The following is a 19,728-nucleotide window of genomic DNA, read 5'->3' on the forward strand; positions in this document are numbered from 1 at the left end:
ACTGCTAACGGGGTATTTTATTCTTTTTTTTGTATTTTGCCACTGTTTATTGTGCCGTTAAGCATTTGTTTTATGTATTAAGAATTATTCTTTTTTTTCGTTCAACAAAATGGTTGATTATGGTGGGTAATATTTAATTCATTATTAAAAATAATGCATTCAATCTATTTCTAAATAAAAACCATTATTATTTCGACGTGGTTTATGTTATTTTTTGTGCCTATTGATGATTGCTTTGGAGTTGAAATGCGCTTGCCTGATGAAATGATTGCTCTTGCACAGCAGCTGGCGGAGCTGAGTGCTGCGGTGATTCGCCCTTATTTTCGTCATCCTTTAGTGATTGACGATAAAAATGATCACAGCCCTGTGACGATTGCGGATCAAGAAGCCGAGCGTGTGATGCGTGAGCTGATTCAAAAAACGCGCCCACAAGATGGCATTATTGGTGAAGAATTTGGGTGTGAGCATGAAGACGCTGAGTGGGTGTGGGTGCTAGACCCAATTGATGGCACTAAATCGTTTACGGTGGGGCGAGCATTGTTTGTTACGCTGATTGGCTTGCTGCATTACGGCAAGCCTGTGTTGGGCGTGATTAACCAGCCTATTCAAAATGAGCGTTGGTTGGGGATTACAGATCAAGGTGCATGGCTCAATGGTGTGCCGGTGGTGGCAAATCAAATTGCGCAGTTGCAAGCGGCAAGGCTGGGCACTACAGGGCCGCAATATTTGGATGTGGGGGCGGCTGCTTTTGCGCGTTTATCTGAGCAATGTCGTTTTAATACTTATGGTGGTGATGGCTATTTGTATGCGCAGGTGGCTAGTGGTTGGTTAGAGTTGGTGGTGGAAGAGGGCTTAAAGCTGCATGATTTTGCTGCATTAGCGCCGGTGGTGAATGGTGCAGGGGGCAGAATGACCGATTGGCAGGGAAAAGACTTAGATATTCATAGTGAAGGACGGGTATTAGCAGCGGCTAACTCAATATTACACGCGGCAGCGCTGCCATTTTTTCTGAACGCGGTATAATGAATGTATTCGTCACACTAACGTGGATTGCCATGTTTAAGAACACACAATACGTTTCAGATTTTACGCAATTTATGCAAGGCTATTTGGGTGATAATCCTGAAGTTGCTCAGGGCCAGCTTGAAGGCCGCGCGCTTCTTTGGGATAAAGCGCCCCTAGATCTAGACGAGTGTTCGCGCTCTGCAGAGTCTAAAGTGCAGCAAAAGCCTTATCCTTATCAAGCTGATTAAGTTTTAAGCTTTCCCCAATAAAAAACACCGCCGTTTGCATAAATGGCGGTGTTTTTTTTGGTAAGTGTAGTTATTAGGTATGGTATTGGCTGATTAAGGTATTGAGCGTAACGGCAATCTGGCGAAGCTCTTCGGATAGCTCGCTCGTGCTGCTCGCCGTAGCGTGATTTTCTTCGCTGGCCTGGGCGATTCTTTCAATATTATTGGCAATATCTTGGCTGGCGGAGCTTTGTTCTCCAATGGCATCGGCCATCTGGGCAATGTCGCTCACCGTATTTTTGGATTGCTGCTCCAGATGTGCTAATGATTCGGCCACGCTTTGTGTGTTACGCACGCCACTTTCAACCATGCGGCTGGCGTGTTGCATGCCCTCTGATGCGGTGCTGGTGTCTCTTTGTACCGCTTCGATCTTGGCGGTTATTTCGCTGGTGGCCTGCGTGGTGCGCTCGGCCAGTTTTCTGACTTCATCGGCTACCACGGCAAAGCCACGGCCTAAATCTCCTGCACGGGCGGCCTCAATGGCGGCATTCAAGGCCAGAAGATTGGTTTGATCGGCAATATCTTTAATGACCATGACGATACTGCCAATTTCACCCGAACGCTGGTTGAGTTGGTCGATTACGGCTGCTGAGCGATTGATATTTTCGGCGATTTGACGGATTTCATCGGCGGTACGGTTAGCAGAAAGAGCGCCTTCGGCAGCGGTAGAGGCACCTTGTCTTGCCTCGGTGTTTAAGCCTTCTGCACTGGATGAAATCATATTTACACTAACAGATAGCTCTTCAACCGCCGCTGCTGTGGCGCTCGATGCGGAAGATTGTATTTCGGACGAGTCCGTCATTTGTTTTGCTGCTGTTGAGAGGGCTCCAGCAGAGCTAAGTAGCTGGCTAGAGTTCTTGCGTGATTCACTAATGACTTTACTCATATTAATGAGGAGACGATTAATGACTGCAGAGGACTGGCTAATTTCATCCACCCCAGCTTGGTCAAGCCTGAGTGTTAAATTGCCAGTTTGATCGATTTCGCTAATGGTGGCTTGTAATGCGGCGAGTGGTTTGCGGATGCTACGAATAATAATGAAAGCACTGGCTATGCCAATTAATACGGCAATAAACATTAAAGTAATAGAGATGCTAATTGTGGCTGTGGTAATGGAGTCAAGGGTTTTTTCCATGCCTTTTGCTTTAGCGATGGCTTCATCCGCTAAGGTGGTTAGCCCTTCTTGCATAGCACGAACAGGTTCTTTATATTTTGAAAACTCGGCGTTAATATCTGCAGCTTTTTGATACTTTTGGGCTTCTACCTCATCGGCGATACGATTAAAACCATCGGAATAAGTTTTGAGGTTTTGCGATAGCTCATTTAATTTTTGTACGTCGCCAGCGCTGGCATTGGCTGAGCCGCTTTTAATGGCGGCGTTGGCTTTTTCTAGAGCGGTATCCCATTTTTGATTGTATTCTTTAATTTTTTCAATATTTTCAAAATTTAGAAAAATATCTTTTTCAAAGCGCCTTAAATCAGTGACTTGATGGCGGGCTTCGATCAGGTCTAGCGAGTAGTTTAAATCATGTTGCAACATATTTTCTGTGAGGCTAGCTTGCCGATTTAGCCCCCATAGCCCGAGTGCACCCACGCTGATGAGTAAGATAAGAAGTAGGGCAAATCCACCTACTAGCCTTGCGGCGATTGTAAATTTAGATAGCATGGAAGACTCCAAAGGAACGCAGTTGTTTTAGATTGTAGAGTTGATTTTGCGTATTGCTAGCAAAAAGCACGCTAAGTCGATAAAAAGTTAAGGTGGGTATTTAATTTATTATTTATGGGTAAAAAAAATACCGTATTCAATTGTATGAATACGGTATTGGCAGAGGCGTTTGGCGTCTATCAGGTGTTAATTGCAGACGCTTAATTTAAATGAGTTTATTGCATGCTTGGTTAGCGTTTTTTAAGGTGATTTCCCTTATTTATTACGCATGAAGTCAGCTGTTCGATAAAAAGCATCTTCTAAGTGATCACGTAATGCGTTTTCCATCGGGATTTCTGCCATTGCCTGAAACATGCACATCAGCCACTGATCGCGCTCATCTTCGCCAATGGCAAACGGCATGTGCCGCGCACGCAGCATAGGGTGGCCATGTTTTTCAATAAAGCGCTGTGGCCCGCCTAGCCAGCCAGATAAAAAATCAAAGAATTTATCCCGAATTAGACTGCTGTCGTTGGCGTGCATGGCACGTATGCCGCTAGCGCGTGGGTCGGTATACATAATGTCGTAAAAACGATCAACCAGCTGGCGTAAGACGGCATCACCGCCTAATAGCTGGTAGGGTGTCATGGTCGCTACTTCTTGCATGCTTTAACCCTTAACTGGCTTAACTAAACTGGCGGCTAGCTTGGCGCGCTCACGCGCTTCATCTGTGCTTAATCCCGCGGCTAAAGCCACACCCATGCGGCGGCGGCTAAAGCTTTCTGGTTTGCCAAATAGGCGTAGATCGGCACGGGGTACGGCTAGGGCTTGTTCGATGCCTTCGAAGGCAATGCCGGTTTCTTCTAGATCGCCATAAATCACCGCGCTGGCTGCTGGCTCGCGCAGGCTGGCATCGATCGGTAAATTTAAAATGGCGCGGGCGTGTAGTTCAAATTCTGAAAAGCGCTGGCTAGATAAGGTAACAAGGCCGGTGTCGTGGGGGCGTGGGCTGACTTCAGAAAACCATACCTCGTCGCCTTTTACAAATAGCTCAACGCCAAATAGACCGCGGCCACCTAAATCAGTGGTGATTTTCTGTGCAATATCGCGTGCGCGTTCTAATGCCAGTGGGCGCATCGCTTGCGGCTGCCAGCTTTCTACGTAGTCACCATTTTTCTGGATGTGGCCGATGGGCTCGCAGAAAAAGGTTTCGATTTCTCCAGACGCTCCTAAGGCGCGTACAGTCAGTAGGGTGATTTCATAATCAAAATCCACAAAGCCTTCTACAATGACGCGGCCCTGATTCACACGGCTACCGCTGGCGGCGTATTCCCATGCGGCGTCAATTTCAGCCGCTTCGCGAATAAAAGACTGGCCCTTGCCCGATGATGACATCACCGGCTTGATTAGGCAGGGCAGGCCAATTGCAGCGATGGCAGAACGCATTTCAGCAAGGGACGAGGCAAATTGATAGCTGGAGGTCGGCAAACCTAGCTCTTCTGCGGCAAGGCGGCGAATGCCTTCACGGTTCATCGTGAGGTGGGTAGCGCGGGCGCTTGGAATAACGGTAGCAAGACCATCGGCTTCAATCTCAAGTAGGGCGCTGGTAGCAATCGCTTCAATTTCTGGCACGATTAAATGTGGGCGCTCCAACTCTACCAGTGCGCGTAGTGCGATAGGATCGGCCATATTGATCACATGGCTGCGATGCGCCACTTGCATGCCGGGTGCATCGGCGTAGCGATCGACGGCGATCACTTCCACGCCTAGTCTTTGTAAAGCAATGATGACTTCTTTACCAAGCTCGCCGCTGCCAAGCAGCATAACTTTAGTGGCTGAGGCTGAAAGAGGTGTGCCGATCCGCATGGTTTTTTCCAGAGCATTGAATGCGGCGGATTTTAGCATGTGGCGCCGTTTTGGTGGTTTGGAAGTAAGCGTGTGCGGGCTAATTAGGCCCTTGTAGGCTGCGTGGCCTATAGGGCTTGATCTTGTTGTTTGCCATCATTGAGTTAATGAAGAATAGCGTGCAATATATAAGGGTATTAATCTATTGTAATTATTTAAAAAATAAAATATTAATATGTCATTTTATTTGTTTGTCATGCGTTATTTTTGGGCTAGGGTAATAATCCGCATTTCTTATGTTTTATCAATAATATTCACAGCAAAATCAATTAATCTGGTTTTTAAACGTATTTTATTTACTGGCGTAAATAAACTCGTTATGCTGCGCTCCCCTAGCTGGCTTAGAGGGATGCGTATCTACAGATTTCTATTGAATTAATGACGAGCTTATTATGAAACTTCGCAATATTTTAATCGCAGCCAGTATTTTGGCTACCCCTGCTGCCTTTGCTGGCAATGACTGGTCATTTAAAAATGTCAGTGTCAACTACCTAGACTGGTCTAATGGCACTGAGCAGCGCACCAACGCAGGCGCATTTGCCGGTAAAAAAGATTTTGCCCTTTTAGAGATTGAGGGTGGTTTTGGTGGCGATTGGGGCGAGGCATATGGTTTCTTTGATGTAGAAAACCCAACAAAGGGCACAGACGAAACTGATGCGCGTGAGAATCGTCGTCTTGTTGTTAAAGCGGTGGGTCGTTTTAATTTAGTACAATTAGGTGCCGTACCGCTTCAGGCTTACGTGCATATTTATGATTTGCGTGATACCGGTTCATCATTCTTTACCCAAAATCGCGTGCTAGGTTTAGGTACTAGCCTTTCCAGTGGCAATTTCTGGATTAAGCCATTTATTGGTGGTCATCAGCAGTTTGAGAGCAATATTGGCGCACACGCTAACGGCGTGATGGCGGGTTATGTTGCGGGTTATAGCTTCCAAATGTTTGGTCAATCATTTATGGCTACACAATGGCATGAAACAGAATTTAATCGTGATGATAAATACTTGACCATGGGCAGCCCAGCAGGTGGCGTGACTAAGGGTAATGCAACAGGCCAAAATGGTGCGGTTTCCCTTTGGTGGAATGTCAGCAAAGAGTTTACCACTGGTGTGCAATACCGTTATGCGGATCAGAAGCTAGGCTCTGCTTCTTACCAAAATGCCATGATTTACACTGCAAAATACAATTTCTAATTGTTGTTAATGCACATAAAAAAACCCGCTACGGCGGGTTTTTTTATGTGCTCAATAATTGTTTATTTGCTTGGCCTTCTTATCGCGTTGATCTTTTCTCATTGCTGTGAAAACGGTAATTTATCGTGTAAGCGCGTTTTTTATGGTGTTTCAGCAACAATATTTTGTACCTTGCCTATTTGTTTCTGCATCGCTCATTTTTGTTTTAAATGGCGATTAAATGCGCTGGTTTGCTTTCTTGCCTATATTGTTTGTCTATCAATAGACCATACTTAAGCCGATATTTTTTATGGTGCACAGGCATAGTTGTAATGCGGTATTTGAAGCTTCTCCTCGGCTGGGGCAGAATTTGATATTCTTTTGCTTTGAAACCGTGGCATATTTTTTAAACGTTTCAAAGCAGGCAAGGCAAAGAGCCAAAGAGGGTGGGGTTTGTCTTGTTTTTCTCATTTTTTGAAAGGTATGAACATGAAAAAAATCGTGTCTCTTTTATCGCTCTGCTTTTTGTTTGGCTGCGCCAATCCTGTGCGGGATGGCATTAATAATTTACGTACTTCAGTACGTAATGGGTTTCAAGATATCAAAATTGAAGTAAGCCCTGATGTTTCTAAAATTGCCACTTTAGAAGAATTAAAGCTAGAAGCTACATTGAGCGATCGGTTTGATTTAAATGGCTATGTGACCTACTCAAAATCGTGCAATTTATTTTTAACGATGGATGTGCGTTTTTATAGTGCAGATGGATCATCCATTGGTAATAGCATCGCCATGTCTAAAGCGTACAAGTCAGGCGAGCGGGCAAAATTTAAAGCGTCATCCAAGCAAATTGCAAAAGATAGAAGTGAGCTGATTAGTAAGGTGCTTGTGACAAACTTAAAATGCACATAGTTGCTATCGTCTGAAAGATAGTTTTGTCTCCAAATTTAAAAAAGGAAGCCAAGTGGCTTCCTTTTCATTTATACGCCCTTGCTTAGCAAAAGGCCTAGGCTGGGGGGAGGTAAGAACTTATTAAGTCTTCCTGATTATGTCTCTTGCTCATTTTTTGTTGTTTGTCTGAGCATATCAACGTTAATAGAGTTAACTCGTAGGGGCGCTGCTTGCTGCGCCCTCTCTGAGCAGGGCGCAGCAAGCAGCGCCCCTACAGTAGATTGGCCTACATGTCATATATAGCTTTGTTTGAGCAATAGGGATAATCAGGTAAGTCTTTGTATTTACTTAGAATGCCAGCGAAAGCGTGGAATGCTTTCGCCATCAATGGTTAGGATTTCAGTAAACATGGCTAAAGGGCGCACCCAAAGATCAAAGTCGCCATAAAGGCAGCGATAAACCACCATTTCTTCTTCCGTTTCGCTGTGTTTGGCAAGGCCAATCACTTGATAAAGTGGGCCTTTGTAGTGCTGGTAAATCCCGTTTTTTATGCTACTCATCATCTCTACTTTTGTATTGTGTATGTAAGGTGGCACGGCATGACTTCTTGGCGTGTCAGGGGATAGCAGGTAAGATCCGAGGCGAATCTTTACGCGTATTGTATTTCGCTTTGCTGCATTTGTAATTGGGCTTTATTTGCAGGATGCAGCAGTGGGGCAGGCGCTGGCCAGAAAATTGACGCGAATATTGGGTAGCGTTGATCATCCATTTAAATGATTAGCAGAGGTTGATTGTATGAAGATTGCAGTATTGCCAGGCGATGGCATTGGCCCAGAAATTGTTGCTCAGGCGAGAAAAGTGCTGAATGTTTTGCAGCAAGAAGGCCTTGTGATGGAGCTGACCGAAGCGCCACTGGGTGGTGCTGCTTACGATCAATACGGCTCGCCCTATCCTGAAGTCACCCAACAGCTAGCGCGGGAAGCAGATGCGGTGTTGCTGGGTGCGGTGGGAGGCCCTGCTTACGATAATCTAGACCGCCCTTTGCGCCCAGAGCGCGGCCTGCTGGCTATCCGTAAAGATTTACAATTATTTGCCAATTTGCGCCCAGCCATTTTGTATCCAGAGCTGGCCAATGCTTCCACACTGAAGCCTGAAGTGGTAAGCGGCCTAGATATTATGATTGTGCGTGAGCTGACCGGCGATATTTACTTTGGCCAGCCCCGTGGTATCCGTATCAATGAAGCGGGTGAGCGGGAAGGCTTTAACACCATGCTTTACGCCGAATCCGAAGTGCGCCGTATTGCACATGTGGCCTTTAATATTGCCATGAAGCGCAATAAAAAATTGTGTTCGGTGGATAAAGCCAACGTGCTGGAAACCACCGAATTCTGGAAAGAAATCATGATTGATGTGGCTAAGGAATACCCTGAGGTCACGTTGACGCATATGTATGTTGATAACGCCGCTATGCAGCTGGTGCGTAACCCTAAGCAGTTTGATGTGATGGTCACTGGCAATATCTTTGGCGATATCTTAAGTGATGAAGCCTCTATGCTGACTGGCTCGATTGGCATGCTGCCTTCGGCGTCGCTTGATAAAAATCACAAAGGCTTGTACGAACCTAGCCATGGCTCTGCGCCGGATATCGCGGGTAAAAATATTGCTAATCCGCTGGCGACTATTTTATCGGTGGCCATGATGATGCGTTACAGCTTTAATCTGGAAGCAGTTGCGCTACGTATTGAAAACGCCGTGAAAAAAGTATTGGCCGATGGCCTGCGCACCGCCGATATTTACGAAGAAGGCACCCGCAAAGTCAGCTGCTCAGAAATGGGCGATGCCGTGGTGGTGGCGCTTTAAGTCTTTAGCACGCCGATAAGTACTAAGGCATAAGTTATCGTGTATTAGGACAATTAGCAGCGTCATTCCCGCGTAGGCGGGAATCCAGCTACGCTGATGGATCCCCGATAAAAAAACTCGGGGACGACGCTTTGCATGTATTTAAAATTTGAAATAATTTTTGCTGGGCTACCCCGCTAATTAGGATAAGGCTTGTAAAATAAGCAGCTGGACGCATTTATAAGCAGGGCGCATATTGCGCCCTGTTTGTTTTAGTAAATTAAAGGACTGGATCATGGCAACAAAACCACTTTCTCTAGCGGTAATCGGCGCTAATAGCACTTCGGGCGAAACATTATTGGAGGTGTTGGGAGCAACGTCCCAGTCATTCTCTACTTTTTTCCCTTTAGCGCTGGAAGACGAAGGCGAGATGGTGGAGTTTCGCGGCCAAGATTTCCCAATTCTTGCCCTGGATGAATTTAACTGGCAAGTGCCCGATTTAGTGGTGTTTTGTGGCGAAGATACTGCCGCCGCAGCGCAATATGCCACGATAGCGGCCGAATCAGGTGCGGCAGTGGTAGATTTAAGCGGCGGTGCGGACGCGCCATTGGCAGAAGCAGATGCTCGGCTAAAGAAAGGTGGCGTGGCACGTTTGCCGCATCAAGTCACCACCATTTTGTTGCCTGTGCTCAAGGCCTTGGCTAAAGCAGCACCCTTCTCTGGCTTAACCGTTACGGCTATGTTGTCGGTATCGCAAGACGGTAAGGCGGCGATTGATGAGCTATCTGAGCAGACCCGCGCCCTGTTTGCCCAAAGTGAAGTACAAAGCCATGTTTATCCAAAGCGCATGGCGTTTAATTTGCACCCGGTGGCAGGCGCTGTGGATGAGTACGGTGCAAGCGTGGAAGAGCAGCGCATCATTGGCGAAGTGGCCAGCATATTTACTGACGTGCCAATATCCTTAACGTGTGCCCGCGTGCCAATGTTTTTTGGCCACGGCATCAGCTTAAATGTGCGCTTTGCCGAAGATATCAGCTTAAACACATTAAAAGCGGCATTGAGCGATGCAGAAGGCGTGTACTTCTTAGAGGCGCAGGGTAGCGCTGGCTTAGCTACACCACAGGACGTAATTGGTGGCGATAAAGTTTGGGTAAGCCGCGTGCGTGCCAGTGGTCAAGGTGTATCTATGTGGCTGGCAGGAGATAACACCCGTCTTGGCGCTATGGCTGTATTACGTTTATTAGGCGCAGCGGCCTGATAAAGGCAAAAGCTGTGTTTTATATGGCACAGGCTTAGCTGTTTTAATTGCAGTTTAATTTAATCGTAGCGTCATAAATAGGACGCTACGATTTTTTTGCGTGTTATTTAATATTGGCAAATATGCTTTGATATGTAGAATGCCAATTTAGCTAAATTAATGGCGCTCATGCACTTAACGCGTTTTAAATCTACTCTGCTTTGGTGTAAAAAATAACGCCCTATTTAAGACCGGTATGTTGCTATTGATGGGGCATCAGTTCAGTAGAGGAAACCTCGGAAAATCCATCTTTGCTCATAATACTGCATTGCGCATTAAAAAATATCCTTACATATATGTGGCGTCTAGTTGTTAACACGCGTCTTGCCTTATTTAGAAGTATAGGTTTTTTGATACTTCCTAAAGTATATTTAAAAATGAGTAGATCAATGCACTTTTAAATATACTAATGTGTGTTGGTAGTTTAAGTGGGGTACTATTTTTTATGAATTTTAAAAATAATTTATTTGTGTTTACACAAACAAGGCCACGGCTTATTTTAGCTGTTCTGGCTGGGCTGATTTGTTTTGTTTTTTTACCCAAAGAGTTGTCTGCATTGAGCCGGGGAATTGTCAGTTGGAATGTATTAGCGTGGTTTTATTTGATGACACTTTGGTGGCTTATGCTGCGGGCAGACCCTCAACATATTCGTAAAATTGCTCGGATTCAGGATGAAAGCGCTTTTTTGGTACTGATTTTGGTTTGTGTCGGGAGTATAGTAAGCCTGTTGGCTATTTTATTAGAAATAAGCTCAGTTAATCAATTACGGAGCTTAGAAAAAACATTCAGCATTGCGCTGACTTTTTTTACCTTGGCGGCATCTTGGCTATTATTGCCCACCGCTTTTGCTCTGCATTATGCGCATATATTTTATTTGTCTGGGGTGGGGGCTAAGCCACTGTTGTTTCCTGATCATCCACCAGAGCCCTCTTATTGGGATTTCCTCTATTTTTCATTTACTATTGCGGTTGCTTCGCAAACGGCAGATGTAGCCATTGCTAGCCCTAAAGTGCGGCAAATTGCTTTGCTGCAGTCAGTATTATCTTTTTTGTTTAACATGAGTATATTGGGCTTGTCTATTAATGTTGGGGCAGGGTTATTAGGCTGATGCTAATTTTTAGTATGAGAAGAGCGATATTGAATGTACTGCCTATTGATGTATAAGTAGAAAATAACAAGTTTTTATGAATTTCAAGCAGATTAAAAAAGCGCCATCCCCGCTCCCGCTCCCGACTAAAGTATTCGAGGACAGGCTCTACGCGGGAATGGCGACACTGATTTTAGTTATTTTCGGAGGCTTATGAGCCGTGATCAGTGTGGGCGCTTACTGAGTTATTGATCTCTTGGTATTTAACGCAAGCTTGATTTTTAAATTGATTAATAAACTGGATTAAACATGAAATCGTCTCAGAATAGACTTTGCCTTAGTGCACTTTTTTTTACTACGGCGGCTTGTAGTAGCTTTGCTCAGGTTGAACCAACCACGGCAGTGGATTGCAGAAAGATTACTGCTAGAGTAGAGCGCTTGGCTTGCTACGATTTATTAGCCGAGCGTTTTGATAAGCCAGAGGCTACGGTAGCGGCTAGCCTAGTACCCGCCTTAAATGTGGCTGAAGCGCCGAAAGTTGAATCTGTGCGTGCGGATCCAAGCATTGTTTCAGTGATTGATGCTGCTTGGGGCTTTGATCCTTTATCTGACCCATACAAAATATCATTTTTTAGAGAAAATTACTTTTTGCTTGGGCGTTATTCAAATAATCCTAATAATGCCCCTTATCGCACCTCTGCTGATGAAAAATATAATTTAAATAAGGTTGAGGCAAAATTTCAGCTGAGTTTTAAAAACCGTCTTTGGACGACGGATGATAGGCGCTGGGGTATATGGGCTGCGTATACTCAGCAAAGCCATTGGCAATTGTATAATAGTGAAGTTTCACGGCCATTTCGTGATAGCAATTATATGCCCGAATTAATTGTGAGCTATCGCCCAAATCTAGATTTAGGAGCTGGCGTTAAGTGGATGCTATTAAATGGAGGATTTATCCATGAATCTAATGGGCGTTCAGACTCTATTTCACGTAGTTGGAATCGGTTTTATTCTGAAGTGGGCGTAGAAAAAGGTAATCTTGCATTGTTTGGTACAGTTTGGTATCGGGTCAAAGAAAATGCCGATACAGATGATAACCCAGATATTGTTGATTATTTAGGACATGGAAAACTAAGTGCGGTCTATCGCTGGCAAGGCAATAGCTTTACGGGTGAGCTGCGCGGTAACCTAAGTACCGGTAAGGGGGCAATCAAGGCGGGGTGGTTTACGCCGCCTGTGCTTGGGCCATTACGTGGCTACGTGCAGGTTTTTAGTGGCTATGGTGAAAGTATGATTGATTATAATTGGAAGCAAACCACGATTGGCGTTGGACTTGCCATTAATGATGGCTTTTAATTGTTAAATTAGCGTTATTTAAAGTAAATTTAATGGGATTTAGCCTAGAAAAATAAAAATACATCAATAATTTTTTGATTAAACAGCGCCGCAAATAAGGGCTTATTTGCGGCGCTGTTTTTTTTGCCAAAATTAGTGATTGGCACAACTTGTTGCGGCAGCAAGGCCAAGGGTTTGGCAAAGCGTCATAAAACGCTCAAGCTTATTGCTGCGCACCAGCAGAATTTGCATTTCGTTTGCAATGTTCTTGCTGAAATTAATCAGTGTAAAGGCAGGGGCAAGTTCGTTTTGAATGCGGCTAAGCGCACCGGCTGTGGTCAGTGCCGTGAGTGCATCGGCGCTGAGCTCTAGCTCGCCTTCGCCAAAGGCATCTTCAATTTGCTTGTATAGCGCTTCTGCTTGGGATGATTTAAAAATCAGGCCATCTTCAAGTTGCTCAAGCAATACCCATTCCCAGAGTGGAATAGCAAACTCTTCTTTGTAGCTACTTGCTGGATCATTGGCGAGGTAGCTCTGAGCATCGGCATGTGCTTTGATCACTTCAGCGCTCATTGCAGCGATGTCGTTTTCTTCTAGGCCGCCGTCGGCGATGATTTCGAATAATTCGGTGATTAGAGCGTGATTCATTGGGTAATCCTGATAAAAAAATGCGGTCAAACGCTAGCTTTAGTTGATGCTTACAACAGCTGCTTGAAATTAAGCCTAGGCACTAATTGGCCTTGGCGCTTTGCGGCCCAAAAAAAGTAGGGCTGCTATATGCGCTGGTGGCAGATGATAAAGGGATTTACCCGCCAGCGTTATCACTTATGTGTTTATTAATGCCGCTTAACTGAGTTTTGTGGTGCTTTAATAGGGGCTAAAGGCGTTTGAGCTACCCTCTAAACTATGTATTTGACCATTTCACGGCTCAGTTCTTAAATCTTTCAATCTCATTTGTAAAGCATATTAGGGCCAAGCTGATTGCGCTATGGCATACCTTATCCGCCACAATATCTGCTGCCGTTTCAATGGCTCCAATAATGGGGAGGGTAATAGAGGCATCAGCTATCCAGTGTGCCGACATCATTTTGAGTATTTCTTGTAGTGAGTCAAAAGCGTGATGGGCGCGTGGCGCTGCGTTGAGGGTGATGACGGGCTTATTGACCAGTGCGGGGGTATTTACTAGCCAATCTAGGGCATTTTTGAGTGCACCGCTCACACCGTGCGCATATTCTGGGCTGGCGATAATAAGGCCGTCGGCTTGGATGATTTGGTCTCTTAAATGGGCAATGATGGGGAACTCGTCGATACCTAAATCGGGGTTGAATGCGGGAATCAGCGCGAGCTGCTGATATAGCGTGATATTGATGTTTGCGGGGGCAAGCTGCTGCATGGCTCTTAGCAAGGCAGTATTGCGCGAAGCGGCTCGCAGGCTGCCGGATAGGGCGATCAGTTTGGTTTTTTGCATATTTATAATCAAGGTATCAACACCATAAATTATGCCTAAGTAGTGGCTTTGCTTGTGCACTTTAATGCGCCAGCAGCATGTTTAAACTATGCCCTTGCTAAAGACCATTCCATCTATAAATATAGCCCCAAGCCAAGCGCAAATACGCCATAGAGTAACCCTATGCAGCTGAGTTGTTTGCAGTTTACGTGCCCGCGCCTAAACATTTGCCATAGCAGCACAATGGCAATTGTGGTGACAATACCAGAGGCCAGTAGCGGGCCATCAAAGCGCCAAGGGGTGAAGAAAATACCCAGTGCGCTTGGAATAGTGGCCTGAATCATCATGGCGCCAGAGATATTGGCCAGTGCTAGCCGCTCCTTGCCTTGGCGTACCCAAATTAGGGTGTTCATGATTTCTGGTAGCTCGGTGGCAACGGGGCTGAGTAAGAGCGCTACTAAATGCGGGGATAAACCAAGTAGCGCGCCTAAGCTTTCTAATTGGGCGACAAAAACATGCGAGGCAAAAGCGATAACGGCCAGTGCTAAGGTTACTTGTAAAGCGGCCCAGCGCCAGTTATGACTATTGGGGCGTAGCTTGAGCGGCTCTAGCTCTTCTTCCTCCGCTGCGGTTTCGGCGCTATTAATCTCACGCCATACATAGACGGCGTAGGCGAGTAAAAAGATCAGCCCTAGATAAGGTTTATAGGCAAACGCCACTAAACCAAGGGCCACTTTAAATACAAAAATAGCTAAAAAAGCCAATTGATCTTGGCTAAGGCGCACTTGATCAACTTGAACTAAATAATCTTTGCGCGCTAATCGCTGCCGATTACGCCATAGCGCTAAGCCAACTACCGCATAGGCAATGGTGGCCAAAACCAAGGGGCCACCCATGGCTGCACCAACCCCGATTTCTTTTTGTTCGGGTGTGCTACCCAATACTACGGCGGTAAAAGTGACGGCGCTTTCTGGTAAGGCGGTGCCAAAAGCAGCTAAGACCGAGCCCACGGCAGTTGCGCCTAATTTCATATGTCGGCCACACCATTCAATGGCGTTAACGAAATAATCACAGGCTAAATAGATGGCAATGGCGGAGCAAAAAAACAGCAGTAGGGTAAGTAACATGCAAAATCACAATGCCGGGCAAGCAATTAAAACCAATGGCGCAACGATACGGCTTGCCCGGCAGGCAAACGCATCGAGGCCAAAGGTCTCGCTGGGTAATCCGCTATTCGCCGATTACTAATGACGCCATGCAGCAAGAGGCTGCAAGTTTGTTGACGTCACCTCCCTCGCTTTGCGCGAAAGATAGCTACTCCCCAATGACAGGAGGGCAAATTTTGGCAGAGAGGGTGAGGCTGAGCAAGGTGCTTGTTTACACTTTATAGCCTTGTGTCTTTTTACTATCGTGCAGTATATGGGATTGATGTGAGGGCGGTCATTACGGACTAAAGAGAATGAGTCTGTTTAATTGCTGTCTTTATACTGACTTATTTTTCTGTTTTTTTATGGGATTTAATTTATTTACTTGTTTTAATGTCATGGTAGCTTGAAATAATTTAGAAAGAATTATGCAAGTAGTGGCATCTCGCTTAAACTTTAAAGAAGCTAAATCTAGGAGCGATATTTCATGAGTATTAAGACTGAATCCATAGGTAGCATACCGCGGTCGGCCAAATTGCAACGCGCGTTAGTTTTGTACGAGCAGGGTGAGCTGAACGATGTTGAAATGGAGGTCTTTTACAATGAAGCCGTCAAAGATACGGTGATGAAGCTAGAGGCCATTGGCTCGCCTGTGCTGGGCGATGGCGAGCAGCGTAAAACCCATAGCTTTGCCACATACGGGGTTGAAGGCAATGAAAATATGGCCCCAGACGGTTTGTGTATTCCTTTTCATGACGGGCATATTCGCCAGCTGCCACGCTTAACCCGTGGACCTTTTCGTTTTGCTCGTTTTGCGCATGAAACCATTGGCTTGGCCCGTCAATATACGGATAAGCCTTTTAAGCAAGCCATTATCTCGGCCTCGGCATTGAGCCTGCTGTATCCCGCACAGGGGCTGGCTGATTATCCCCGCGATGAGTTTGTGGCTGATTTATTAGCAGAGCAGGAAAAAGAAATTCGCGGCTGCTTTGCCCAAGGCGCGAGTAAAGTGCAGCTCGATTTTACAGAAGGGCGGCTCTCGGTAAAGTTGGACCCAAGCGGACATATTCTGCGTAGCTTTATTGATATCAATAATATGCTGCTGGATCGGTTTAGCCCTAAAGAACGGCAAAAAATTGGCATTCATACCTGCGCAGGAAGCGATCATGATTCCACCCATAGCGCCGATGTGGATTACGCCGAATTATTGCCCAGCTTATTTGAAATCAAAGCAGGGTGTTTTTATATTGCCTTGGCTTGTGAGAAAGACCCTGAAAGGGTGCTGAAAATTATTCAGCAATATCGCAAACCCGATCAAGTCATTTTTGTGGGAGTGATCGACGTGATTGACCCGCAAATTGAAACGGCGCAGTTGGTCTGCGACAGAGTCTTGCAAGCGGCGCGGTATATACCGCACCCTTATCTGGCAACCACTGATGATTGCGGCTTTTCGCCTTTTTGCGATGACACTAGCACCAGCCGTGAAACTGCTTTCGCCAAAATTGCCGCCCGTATTGAAGGCACCGCACTTGCGGCAAGCCAGCTAGGCTACGCCTGAGATTATCGTGATTCTGCATAGCTATTCATTGTTTGATAAAGCCGGCTGCTTGCAGGATTGGAATACTGTTTTTGCCAAAGAGTTTGCCGCAGTTCATTTGTACTCGGGCATGAGTATTGATGTCATTCTTATCGAGTGCCAAGCTGCGGTTTTATCTTGTGATTTAGGCCCGTTTTATTACTCCAGTGCCTTGTTTTTGGTAGAAGGCGATGTGCAGCTAACAAGCCTTGGCCTGTTTGTGCGTATGGCTCACTTAAACCAAGTAGTGGTGCTGGATCAAGCCAGCTTATTACGCTCGGCTGCGATGCAAATGTCGAATACCATTGTGGCCGAGCGCGCCAATCAGGAAGAAGCCTTGCGGCGGGCTAAAAATGAAGCTGATGCCGCAAATCACGCAAAAAGTCAGTTTCTGGCTACCATGAGTCATGAAATTCGCACCCCACTTAACGGTATTTTGGGTATGGCGCAGCTGCTTTTGCTGGATGATCTAGATAAAGATGAGCGGCTAAGCTATGCGCAAATTATTTTAAAATCCGGCCAAAGCCTATTAACGCTACTTAATGATATTCTGGATTTATCTAAGGTAGAGGCGGGTAAATTTGAGCTTAATATGGCTTTGTTTGAGCCAGAAAAACTGATAGATGATGTGTTGTCTTTATTCTCTTACAGCCTTACACAAAAAAATATCAGCGTACGCCGCAGCTGGCGTAAGCCACTAGATAATCCGCGCTATCTGGGCGATGCACTACGTTTACGGCAAATGCTCGCTAATTTGCTGGGTAATGCGGTGAAATTTACAGAATCTGGCACGGTCACCGTAGAGGCTTATGAAAGCAGCCGCGAAAAAGACCACGCCATACTGATGTTTAAAGTTTATGACTCGGGTATTGGCCTTAGCCAAGAGCAGCAATCGGTGCTATTTCTGCCTTTTTCTCAGATTGACAATAGCAATACGCGTAAATACGGTGGCAGCGGGCTGGGGCTATCCATTGTGCGCGAGTTGGCTAGGTTAATGGAGGGTGAGGTAGGGCTGGAAAGCGAGCTTGGCAAGGGCTCCTGCTTTTGGTTTTGTATCCGTGTAGAGTTGGATTTTTCTGCACCTAGCCACGTGCCCGCTAAGGCACTGTATGCAAGCCCCGCTGCAAAGTGTGCACTGCCTATTTTGGTGGTCGACGATAACCCGCTTAATTTAACCGTTATCAAAACAATTTTATCTAAGTTGGGCTTTGCGCTGAAGCTGGCAGAGGATGGGCGCGAAGCGATTGCGCAGATTGCCGATGGCGCTAAGCTTGCCCTGATTTTTATGGATTGCCAGATGCCGGATATTGATGGCTTTGAAGCCACGCGGCAGATTCGCCAGCTAGAAATCACCATGCAACGCCCCCGCACTCCCATTATTGCCTTAAGCGCGGGTGTATTTGAGCAAGATCGCCAACAGTGCCTTGACGCAGGTATGGATGATTTTCTCGCTAAACCCATTAATATCGAGGCCCTGCAAGCCACGCTTAAAAAATGGTTGGCGGCATAATATCGCGCTATTTAAGGCCTGCATTGGTCTATGAATCCATTTTTGAATCAGTGCGGACTAATTCAGTTTGCTTTTTTTAGGTGATATTCGCATTTGCACTCTTCAGAATTTTGAATTCTGGCGTAATCGACTGGCAGCGTGGTATAAGCTCAATGATCAAAATCTTACAGTACACATAATGAACTTGCGGGAATTGGCTCTGCTACTGAATTTATCGCCAACGACGGTAAGCCGCGCTTTAAATGGCTTTTCTGATGTCAGTGAAAAAACGCGGCTAAAAGTAGCTGCAGCGGCTGAGCGGCATGGGTATCGCCCCAATAGTACCGCCAGAAAACTGGCGCTGGGCCGCACCGATTGCGTTGGAATGATTTATCCACTGCAACCCAATGATTTAAATGACCCTGTTTTTCATGCCATTGTTGGCGGGATGACCGATCAGTTTAATGATGCGGGTATCGATCTGATGCTGATCTCAGCCGATAATCATAATGAGCTACAGACTTACCAGCGTATTACGGCAGGCCACAGGGTGGATGGGCTGATTGTGGCCCGCACCTGTGTATTTGATGAGCGATTACGCTATTTACAATCGTGCCAGTTTCCTTTTGTGGCGCATGGCCGTTCACAAATGGATACGCCTTATCCTTGGTTTGATTACGATAATGATGCGGGCACACGTGCTGCAGTAGCGCGCTTGCTGGCACTGGGGCATAAGCGAATCGCCCTGATTTCTGCGCCCTTGGCGCTTAATTTTGCCATGCAGCGTAAGCAGGGATTTGTGGCTGCGATGCAGGCCGCGAATGTGACGATTGATCCGGCCTTACTACAAGAAGGCGCACTGACGGCGCAAATGGGCGAGGCACTAATGCATCGTCTACTTAAGCAAAGCCTGCGGCCAACTGCGGTGGTGGTGGATAATAATCTGGCGGCGATGGGGGTGTTAACGGCCTTGCGCCAAGCTGAATTAAGGGCTGGAACGGATATTTCATTGATTGTCTTTGGTGGCGTAGCTCCTGAGCTGGCTATGGGGCAAAACATTACCGCCATCCGCCAACCTGAACCGCGTGAAGCGGGTGTAACGCTGGCAACGCTGATGTTGGCACGGCTAAGAGGGGAAGACCCTGCATCCCTGCAAGTGCTTTGGCCAACCGTATTGCAGCCAGGCACCAGTGATCAGGCGTGCTTGATTTAAGTGGGCTGCTTGTTAAAACTCAAATCTTAAAACACGGAGGAAAGGAGAACACGGAGGGGCACGGAGAAAACCTAAGGTCTTGGCAGTTCAAGAAAGGAAGGCCCCCGCGGTGGCTAACCGCTCCAAAATCAACGTGCCGAAGGCACTAAAAAGGTCTTTTTGACTTTGGTTAGCCCATCTGGGGTGAAACCCGCCAGACTTTGACATGAAACGCTAGAAAGCGGCAGGTTTCACCCGCCCTATAAAAAAGCGTGCCCATGCCATTGGCATAGGTTGACCTGACTATGTCTCTTGCTCAAAAAAAGCCATATATGACATGTAGGTCAATATTCTGTAGATACCGTCTTGCCGGTCAAGCATTTTGATACTCAGCTTGATATTTTTTTTGTGTTTTCAGGACG

Annotated in this window: 18 protein-coding genes and 1 riboswitch; of the genes, 11 read left to right on the forward strand and 7 right to left on the reverse strand. The window is 46.1% G+C overall.

Annotation, left to right across the window (positions count from 1 at the left end; genetic code table 11):
• Positions 1-246: 246 nt before the first annotated feature.
• Complete coding sequence (locus tag R6242_RS16790; RefSeq protein ID WP_318428954.1) at positions 247-1,023, forward strand: inositol monophosphatase family protein; 777 nt, start codon at positions 247-249, stop codon at positions 1,021-1,023.
• Between the two features lie 32 nt (positions 1,024-1,055).
• Positions 1,056-1,253, forward strand: coding sequence for a DUF3460 family protein (locus R6242_RS16795; RefSeq protein WP_318428957.1), 198 nt, complete (start codon positions 1,056-1,058; stop codon positions 1,251-1,253).
• A gap of 73 nt (positions 1,254-1,326) precedes the next feature.
• On the opposite strand, the gene R6242_RS16800 is transcribed toward R6242_RS16795, so the two are convergent.
• The 3 genes from R6242_RS16800 to purT all read right to left on the reverse strand — a co-directional run bounded on the left by R6242_RS16800 (position 1,327) and on the right by purT (position 4,842).
• On the reverse strand, positions 1,327-2,958 hold the full coding sequence (locus R6242_RS16800) for a methyl-accepting chemotaxis protein (protein WP_318428960.1): 1,632 nt from the start codon (positions 2,956-2,958) through the stop codon (positions 1,327-1,329).
• A gap of 255 nt (positions 2,959-3,213) precedes the next feature.
• Complete coding sequence (locus R6242_RS16805) at positions 3,214-3,603, reverse strand: group II truncated hemoglobin (RefSeq protein ID WP_318428962.1); 390 nt, start codon at positions 3,601-3,603, stop codon at positions 3,214-3,216.
• 3 nt (positions 3,604-3,606) lie between these two features.
• On the reverse strand, positions 3,607-4,842 hold the full coding sequence (purT, locus tag R6242_RS16810) for a formate-dependent phosphoribosylglycinamide formyltransferase (RefSeq protein WP_318428965.1): 1,236 nt from the start codon (positions 4,840-4,842) through the stop codon (positions 3,607-3,609).
• 392 nt (positions 4,843-5,234) lie between these two features.
• On the opposite strand from purT, the gene R6242_RS16815 reads away from it, so the two are divergent.
• Together R6242_RS16815 and R6242_RS16820 are read left to right on the forward strand one after the other, a co-directional pair.
• Entirely contained in the window at positions 5,235-6,032 is a 798-nt protein-coding gene (locus tag R6242_RS16815; protein WP_318428968.1) for an outer membrane protein OmpK, read from the forward strand.
• A 468-nt stretch (positions 6,033-6,500) separates the two neighbouring features.
• Complete coding sequence (locus tag R6242_RS16820; protein ID WP_318428971.1) at positions 6,501-6,920, forward strand: hypothetical protein; 420 nt, start codon at positions 6,501-6,503, stop codon at positions 6,918-6,920.
• A 323-nt stretch (positions 6,921-7,243) separates the two neighbouring features.
• Here R6242_RS16820 and R6242_RS16825 read toward each other — a convergent pair whose 3' ends face one another.
• Positions 7,244-7,462: a DUF1653 domain-containing protein gene (locus R6242_RS16825; RefSeq protein WP_318428974.1), complete on the reverse strand. Its 219-nt coding sequence runs from the start codon at positions 7,460-7,462 to the stop codon at positions 7,244-7,246.
• Positions 7,463-7,694: 232 nt separating this feature from the next.
• On the opposite strand from R6242_RS16825, the gene leuB reads away from it, so the two are divergent.
• The 4 genes from leuB to R6242_RS16845 all read left to right on the forward strand — a co-directional run bounded on the left by leuB (position 7,695) and on the right by R6242_RS16845 (position 12,478).
• Complete coding sequence (leuB, locus tag R6242_RS16830) at positions 7,695-8,759, forward strand: 3-isopropylmalate dehydrogenase (RefSeq protein WP_318428976.1); 1,065 nt, start codon at positions 7,695-7,697, stop codon at positions 8,757-8,759.
• Positions 8,760-9,033: 274 nt separating this feature from the next.
• On the forward strand, positions 9,034-9,996 hold the full coding sequence (locus R6242_RS16835; protein WP_318428979.1) for an Asd/ArgC dimerization domain-containing protein: 963 nt from the start codon (positions 9,034-9,036) through the stop codon (positions 9,994-9,996).
• Between the two features lie 484 nt (positions 9,997-10,480).
• The gene (locus R6242_RS16840; RefSeq protein WP_318428981.1) at positions 10,481-11,143 is read left to right on the forward strand and encodes a DUF1345 domain-containing protein; all 663 of its coding nucleotides are present in this window, start codon (positions 10,481-10,483) and stop codon (positions 11,141-11,143) included.
• Between the two features lie 288 nt (positions 11,144-11,431).
• The gene (locus R6242_RS16845) at positions 11,432-12,478 is read left to right on the forward strand and encodes a phospholipase A (protein WP_318428983.1); all 1,047 of its coding nucleotides are present in this window, start codon (positions 11,432-11,434) and stop codon (positions 12,476-12,478) included.
• Between the two features lie 132 nt (positions 12,479-12,610).
• Here the strand turns inward: R6242_RS16845 and R6242_RS16850 are convergent, their stop codons facing one another.
• The 3 genes from R6242_RS16850 to R6242_RS16860 form a co-directional block, all read right to left on the reverse strand.
• Complete coding sequence (locus R6242_RS16850) at positions 12,611-13,105, reverse strand: hypothetical protein (protein ID WP_318428985.1); 495 nt, start codon at positions 13,103-13,105, stop codon at positions 12,611-12,613.
• Between the two features lie 280 nt (positions 13,106-13,385).
• Complete coding sequence (locus R6242_RS16855; protein WP_318428987.1) at positions 13,386-13,925, reverse strand: NADPH-dependent FMN reductase; 540 nt, start codon at positions 13,923-13,925, stop codon at positions 13,386-13,388.
• A gap of 113 nt (positions 13,926-14,038) precedes the next feature.
• On the reverse strand, positions 14,039-15,031 hold the full coding sequence (locus R6242_RS16860; RefSeq protein ID WP_318428989.1) for a sodium:calcium antiporter: 993 nt from the start codon (positions 15,029-15,031) through the stop codon (positions 14,039-14,041).
• A gap of 94 nt (positions 15,032-15,125) precedes the next feature.
• A riboswitch (yybP-ykoY riboswitch) is annotated at positions 15,126-15,239 on the reverse strand.
• Between the two features lie 297 nt (positions 15,240-15,536).
• On the opposite strand from R6242_RS16860, the gene R6242_RS16865 reads away from it, so the two are divergent.
• The 3 genes from R6242_RS16865 (at position 15,537) to R6242_RS16875 (ending at position 19,327) form a co-directional block, all read left to right on the forward strand.
• Entirely contained in the window at positions 15,537-16,607 is a 1,071-nt protein-coding gene (locus R6242_RS16865; RefSeq protein ID WP_318428992.1) for a hypothetical protein, read from the forward strand.
• A gap of 7 nt (positions 16,608-16,614) precedes the next feature.
• On the forward strand, positions 16,615-18,135 hold the full coding sequence (locus R6242_RS16870; protein WP_318428994.1) for an ATP-binding protein: 1,521 nt from the start codon (positions 16,615-16,617) through the stop codon (positions 18,133-18,135).
• Between the two features lie 178 nt (positions 18,136-18,313).
• Positions 18,314-19,327, forward strand: a complete 1,014-nt coding sequence (locus tag R6242_RS16875) for a substrate-binding domain-containing protein (protein ID WP_293935622.1) — start codon at positions 18,314-18,316, stop codon at positions 19,325-19,327.
• Positions 19,328-19,728 lie beyond the last annotated feature (401 nt).

The sequence above is a fragment of the Iodobacter sp. CM08 genome (genome assembly GCF_033446605.1).
Lineage (GTDB): Bacteria > Pseudomonadota > Gammaproteobacteria > Burkholderiales > Chitinibacteraceae > Iodobacter.